Origin of the sequence: Finegoldia sp., assembly GCF_046991905.1 — a bacterium.
Lineage (GTDB): Bacteria > Bacillota > Clostridia > Tissierellales > Peptoniphilaceae > Finegoldia.
This window is the reverse complement of the sequence record NZ_JBKWZF010000016.1, coordinates 42,122-48,837: the sequence shown is the minus strand read 5'-3', so window position 1 is coordinate 48,837 and position 6,716 is coordinate 42,122. Positions and strand designations below refer to the sequence as shown.

The following is a 6,716-nucleotide window of genomic DNA, read 5'->3' as shown; positions in this document are numbered from 1 at the left end:
GAGAATAGAATAACCCAAAAGATTAAATTCCCCATAATTTTATCAACTGTTTTTTTGTCGCCCTTTCCTATAGCTCTTGATAAAACCGATGCTGAACCTACACCAATAAGTGTAGATACACCACTATTGAAAAATGTAAGTGGCATAGCTACACCACAAGCTGTCATTGCTGTTTGTCCTATAATATTTCCTGCAAAAATTCCATCCATTAGTGGATAAAGACCTATTACTATCATTCCTATTACAGCAGGGATAGATAATTGAAAAAGTAAATCTATAGGTCTTTTTGTTAATAATTGTTCTTTCATATCTTGTTTCATAAAATTACCTCCTTTTTTCATCCATATTTTTTAAGCAAATTTTAAGTTTGATTGAAGAATTCCCTAATTTTTTCCATATTCTTTTCATCTTTAATACCATGCCATTTGACTTTTCCATTCTCCATAAACATAAAATAATCACAACAACATTCTACTAATTCCGGATCATGTGTGATAATAAAAATAGTTTTTCCGTCCTCTTTAAGCCTTATCATTTCATTAGAAACTTCTTTCATATTCTTAAAATCCAAACCACTTGTAGGTTCGTCCAAAATCAGTATTGTCCTATCAGAAGCGATAGCACTTGCAATTGCAACCCTTTGTTTTTGCCCTCCGGATAATGACATTGGATGGCAATCTATAAAATCCATTAAATTTAACTTTTTACATATTTCATCGATCTTTTCTTCTTTATTCTCATCGTTCTCTATACTCAAAAGAATTTCTTCTTTAACTGATTCGGTAAATAATTGATGATTAACATCCTGCATCACCATAAAACATTTTTTTAGCCTTTCTCTTGTAGCATAACTTTCTGTTTGTATATTTAAAGTTCCTTTTGCTTTTTCTTCAACTCCACATAAGCATTTTGAAAAAGTTGATTTTCCAGAACCATTATTTCCTAAAATAGCCACAATAGATTTTTGAGGTAATACAGCATCATTAATTTCAAAAAACGGCTCTTTTCCATAACTAAACATAAAATTCTTAATCTCTATTTGTTCCTTAGATTCTATATTTTTTATACGGCTACTGGTATCAATAGGGTGTATGCTCCTTAACCCCATATTATTTAAAATGCTGTTAGGTAATTTCTTGAACTCAACACAAGAAAATTCTTTGTTAATTTTTCCATCTTTCATATAAATAAATCTATCTGCAATATCTATTAAATATTGTAGTCTATGCTCTGCAATAACCACAGTTGACTTTTTTTCTTTCCATTTTTTTATGATATCTTTTAACATTTTTATAGTTTGTATATCTAAATTAGAAGATGGCTCATCTAATACATAGATTTCAGGCTCCATAACAGCAGCAGAAGCACAAGCAATTTTTTGTTTTTCTCCTCCTGACATAGAAAACAAGCTCTTATCAAGCAAATCTTTTATATTTAATTCTTTTGTCACTTGACCAATTCTTTTACAAATTTCTTCTCTTGGAATTCCAAAATTTTCACAGGTAAATGCAATTTCACTTGTGGAATCTACATTGAAAAATTGAGTTCTTGGATTCTGAAATACTGAACCTACATATCGACTTAATTCATCAATCGAATTTTTAGAAATTTTGTGGTTTCTAACTATAACTTCTCCAGTCAAAGTTCCTGTATAATATCCGGGAATTAGTCCATTTATCAATCTACTTATAGTAGTTTTTCCACAACCGGATTCACCACAAAATACAACCACCTCTCCATCATTGATTTTTAAATTAATATTATAAATTCCAGCATTCTTATTCCCGCTATCATAAGTAAATGACACGTCTTTAAATTCAATCAATGCTATCCCCTCCTATATAAAAATAGTCCTGTAAAGGCAATTGAAAAGAGTAAAATGAGCAAATCATATATAGTAAACTTTACTTTTACTACAGTAGTTCTCTTTTTCAAAGCTCCCAATCCTCTACTTATTGCCGCCGCCGACAATTCATCACCTATTTTTGCAATAGAAACGATTAAAGGTATTGTTACATATTCCAAGTATAAGCTTGGATTTTTCCACGCCTTTTTATTTTTAAAACTAATTCCTCTCATTTTCATAGCAGTCTTAATAGAGTTGTGTTCTTCTTTCAAAGTTGGAATAAACCTGAATGCAACTGCTGTTGGAATAATAAATGCATTGGGAATTTTCCACTTTACCATGGCTGCTATAAACTCGCTCGTTTTTGTGGACATTACAACATAATATCCCAACATAAAAATTGGAAATAGTCTTAAAATTAAGGCATTCAACAATACTGAAATTGTATTTATGAGTGTAGGCAATGTGTACATATCTTTCGTAAAGTGTGCCATAATAGCCAAGGTAAATAGCCCTCCATAAATGAAAGCTATCTTAACTTGTTTATTAGATAATAATAATGCTATTGCCACAATGGCGGATATAAGGCTAACTAAAATATCCTTATATCCGACAGACATTATGGTTGTTATAAATATCATAAATAAAATTTTAGTACGAGGATCTAAGAAAAAGCCCTTTGGTTTATTCGGTTTGTATACCTCATACTCCTCCATTAAATGATACCCGCTCTCTCAAAATGTTTCTTAAGCATTTTCCTCCCTAAATTTGCACCAATAACTGAGCCGATAAAAATGATTCCAAATGCAGCAATCCCCATCCAAGAAGGCATATATTTTGCGAGTGCAAGTGCATATTGTTCTCCCATTTGTTGCTTAACACCTTCCATATAGGTATCTGCCATTACCCACATTGGCATTTGACAACCTATCATTCCGCAAGAAAATAGCCAAAATCCAATAACATTCTTTTTAAAACTCTTAAAACCACCTGATTTCATAACCAGATCACTGATAATTCCAAATGGAATATATCCCACTAACGCTAACCATGTATAGCCCATAAAATACCAAAACACACCGATAATAATTGACATAATCGTAACCATGCCAAATTTTTCTACTTTAGTTAAAAACAACATAAAGGGAATTCCTGTGACTATAGGAATTAGAAGATAGATAGCTGGGTATAAGATAGGTATTGCATTCATCATCCCTATTACAAAAAACAGAACTAAATAAATAGCTGTATAAATGCCTACATTGATTAGATCTTTAGCTGACAATCCTTTTTTCATTTTTTTTAATCCTCCTTAAATTAAAATAATATAAATCTACATGAGCTATATTTGGATAATTCTCATATAAATCATTTTCACTCATGACAATTTCCAATTAACTGCCTTTTGTCGTGCCTCAACAAAATTTTTATAGATACCTTCTGCTTGAATTAGCTCTTCATGTGTGCCTTGTTGCGTTATCTTTCCATTAGCCAAGACAAGAATTTGATTTGCATTTTTTATGGTTTTTAGTCTGTGTGCTATCATTATTACTGTTTTATTTCTTGTGAGTTCCTCCATAGCAACCTGCAATTTATCCTCATTTTCAGGGTCTACATTTGCAGTAGCTTCATCGAAAATAATAATAGGTGCATTCTTTATCATTGCTCTTGCAATTGATATTCTTTGTCTTTCTCCACCAGATAGACTTGCACCTCCCTCTCCTATAACTGTTTCATATTGTTCAGGAAGCTTCATAATAAATTCATGACAACACGCTTTCTTTGCAGCTTCTATAACTTCCTCATGTGTAGCATCTGGCTTAGCAAACTTTATATTGTTCTCAATAGTGTCTTGAAATAAATAAACATTTTGAAAAACCATACTAATTTGTCTCATTAATGACTCCAATGAATATTCTTTAATATTATGTTTACCTATGCTGATTTCTCCTTTCTCTACATCCCAAAATCTCGCTATCAAATTGCAAAATGTAGTTTTTCCAGCTCCTGAAGGTCCAACTATAGCTGTCATTTGGTTTTGTGGTATCTTGACAGAAATATCATCAAGGATTTTTTTGCCTGAATAAGAAAACTCTACATTATCAAAAGAAATATCGAAAGTAGTAGGCTTTATGTCTTTTCCATCAATATCCATCTGTGGAAATTTCTCTAACTTCTTTGTTTGCTCAATAGATCCACTAACAACTCTGAGAGAAGTTGTTGCACTTCCTGCCAATTTTATTTGAGAAAAAGCAAGAAAAGAAATTATAATCGTCATAACTGTATTTAAGAATGAGAGTTCTCCATTAAGATAAAAGAAAATACCTGCACCTATTATCAAAATGCTAAACAAATCCAAAAGAATATTTTGCAAAATCGTATAAGGTGTAAACAGTTTTTCACAATCAAGATTTATTTTTCTGCTATTTTCAATAGCACCTCTGACTTTTTCATCTCCTTTCCCTGTTAAATTGAAGGATTTTATAACAGACATTCCTCCAATTTGTTCTAAAATGGCATCAACTAATTTAGCAGATGCTTTTTGTCTTTTAGGAAGAACACTCCTTGATTTGCTTTCCATTTTTGAGAGAACAAATAAGTACAATAGGCATCCAATTGCAACAATAAAACCTATTCTCCACTCAAATGCTAAAATCATTATTGTAAATATTATCGTGTTTATAAAACCTGATAGTGTATTTACCATAACCATTGCTGCGGTATTTTCTACATCTTCTAAAACAGTTGTAGAAATTCCAACCACTTCACCAATATTGTTTTCATTGAAAAATCCCATAGGTATTTTTTTTAACATTTCACCTATTGCTACTCTTTTATTTGCCACCATAAAATAACTTGCATGGCATTGCTGTAATTGTGAAAAATAATTTGTAACACTTCTTCCGATTATGCTAATAACAAGAAGTATTAATGCGATCCACGCAGGCATCATGCTCATGTCTTTTTGGACAATTGCTTTCACTATAAAATAAATAGCACTGATTTGAAGCATATGAAAAATCGCAAACAAAAAACTTACCCATATAGAGTGATATACATTTTTCTTTTCATCACCTGAGAAATCTAAAATCTTTTTTAAAGCACTTAACATTTCATCCCACCATCCTTTGTTCCTATATGAGCGTTCCACATATTTCGGTATAATTCACAACCTTCTAATAATTCATCATGCTTACCGTATGAAACAAGTTCTCCATTCTCAATTAAGAATATTTGTTCTGCATCTGTTATAGTTGATAATCTATGAGCAATAATAATCACCGTTTTATCTTTTATAAGCTTTGATAAAGCTTGCTTTATAATCACTTCATTTTCAGGATCTATATATGAAGTAGCTTCATCAAGTATTACAATAGGTGCATTTTTGAGCATTGCTCTTGCTATAGATATTCTTTGCCTTTCTCCACCAGAAACATGGCTACCACTACTTCCGACAACCGTATCGTAACCATGTTCCATTTTCATAATAAAATCATGACAACCCGATTTCTTAGCAATGTCTTCTACTTCTTTATCACTGGCACTTGGATTACCCATTCGGATATTTTCCCTAATACTTTCGTTGAACAAAAAATTATCCTGCGAAACAAAGGCAGTTAAACTATATAATTGCTTTAATGGAATTTCATTAAGATTGTATCCACCAATATTTATATTTCCTTCCGTAATATCCCAATATCCAGCTATTAATTTTGCTAAAGTTGACTTGCCACTTCCACTTGGTCCAACAAAAGCCACTGTTGTCCCTTCTTTTATATTTAGGGATATTCCATGAAGAATTTCTTTTTCTTCTTCATATCCAAACTTTACATTTTGTAAATCAATATTATATTGCTGGATAGTCACTTCTCTATCAGAATGCCTTTGTTCTTTTCCTTCTAAAATTAAGTTAATAGAATTTGCAATAGTCCCTATCTTAGCAAGACCATCAACAAAATTGATTGTTTCAAGTAAAGGTCCTGCAATACCTAAAGATAGAATAATTACAGATATAAATACTTCTGCACTTAAACTGCCGCTAATGTAGAAATACCAACCAAATGGAAGCACTGTTATCATTGTAGTAGGAGATATGTTTTTAGATAAAGATACAGGTAACTGACAGCTCTTCATCCATTCATAAAAGTATCTTGCATTTGCAATGACTTTATCTTTGTACTTTGCGTACGATCTCTTGTCTTGATTAAATGTTTTTATCACTTCTATTCCATTAACATACTCAATAATTGCAGAATTCATTTCTCGATTTACCTTTACAGATCCTTCATATTGAACAGCATAATTTTTCATTACGAGTCCCATAAAAAGCATCCCCACAGGAATGGATACCAATGATAAAAGTGCCATTCTCCAATCAAGAAACAATAAATAGATAAATATGCTCAAAGAACCTAAGAGATTCGATGTCATTTCAGGCAACAGGTGAGCGAGCGGTTTCTCCATACTTTCAACCTGATCCACTATAATCTGCTTAAAGTTTCCGCTTGGAACAGAGATTATTTCTCCTAATGGCATCTTTGGAAGTTTTTCAAGCATTCTTAAACGAACATCTTTCAGTACACTAAAAGTTGCTTTATGGGATACAGATAAAGCCATAGAGTATAAAAATGATTTTAAGATGTAGGATAACAATCCTATTCCTAACCATAAAGAATAAATTTTAAAATCCTCATTTCCCTTTAACAATTCAACTAAAATACGACTTGCTGCAATATATGGAATAATCCCTGCAATAACACCGATACTCGCTATAAATACAGATGTTTTTAACTTTGAATGTTCCTTTTTTGCAAGCTCCCACAATATAGCAGCAGGACTTTTTTGTTTCATAATCAACACCTCCAAATAA

6 protein-coding genes are annotated in these 6,716 nt (G+C 31.8%); all 6 read right to left on the bottom strand.

The genetic code is table 11. From position 1 onward, the window contains the following. Positions 1 to 320, bottom strand: a 320-nt coding sequence (locus ACLUJM_RS07765; protein ID WP_412412579.1) for an MATE family efflux transporter, incomplete at its 3' end; no start/stop codon positions are given. A gap of 41 nt (positions 321 to 361) precedes the next feature. After that, entirely contained in the window at positions 362 to 1,825 is a 1,464-nt protein-coding gene (locus tag ACLUJM_RS07760; RefSeq protein ID WP_159798836.1) for an ABC transporter ATP-binding protein, read from the bottom strand. Positions 1,826 to 1,827: 2 nt separating this feature from the next. After that, complete coding sequence (locus ACLUJM_RS07755; RefSeq protein WP_000393370.1) at positions 1,828 to 2,562, bottom strand: energy-coupling factor transporter transmembrane component T; 735 nt, start codon at positions 2,560 to 2,562, stop codon at positions 1,828 to 1,830. Further along, the gene (locus tag ACLUJM_RS07750) at positions 2,562 to 3,143 is read right to left on the bottom strand and encodes an MptD family putative ECF transporter S component (RefSeq protein WP_000715596.1); all 582 of its coding nucleotides are present in this window, start codon (positions 3,141 to 3,143) and stop codon (positions 2,562 to 2,564) included. Before ACLUJM_RS07750 ends, ACLUJM_RS07755 begins: the two co-directional genes overlap by 1 nt. Before the next feature lie 81 nt (positions 3,144 to 3,224). Then, complete coding sequence (locus ACLUJM_RS07745) at positions 3,225 to 4,958, bottom strand: ABC transporter ATP-binding protein (protein WP_159798837.1); 1,734 nt, start codon at positions 4,956 to 4,958, stop codon at positions 3,225 to 3,227. Beyond that, the gene (locus tag ACLUJM_RS07740) at positions 4,952 to 6,697 is read right to left on the bottom strand and encodes an ABC transporter ATP-binding protein (RefSeq protein WP_412412578.1); all 1,746 of its coding nucleotides are present in this window, start codon (positions 6,695 to 6,697) and stop codon (positions 4,952 to 4,954) included. Before ACLUJM_RS07740 ends, ACLUJM_RS07745 begins: the two co-directional genes overlap by 7 nt. Between the last annotated feature and the right edge of the window lie 19 nt (positions 6,698 to 6,716).

Coding starts and splice junctions, on each gene's coding strand:
- ACLUJM_RS07740 (WP_412412578.1), bottom strand. CDS start 6,697: ATGAAACAAAAAAGTCCTGCTGCTATATTGTGGGAGCTTGCAAAAAAG.
- ACLUJM_RS07750 (WP_000715596.1), bottom strand. CDS start 3,143: ATGAAAAAAGGATTGTCAGCTAAAGATCTAATCAATGTAGGCATTTAT.
- ACLUJM_RS07745 (WP_159798837.1), bottom strand. CDS start 4,958: ATGTTAAGTGCTTTAAAAAAGATTTTAGATTTCTCAGGTGATGAAAAG.
- ACLUJM_RS07755 (WP_000393370.1), bottom strand. CDS start 2,562: ATGGAGGAGTATGAGGTATACAAACCGAATAAACCAAAGGGCTTTTTC.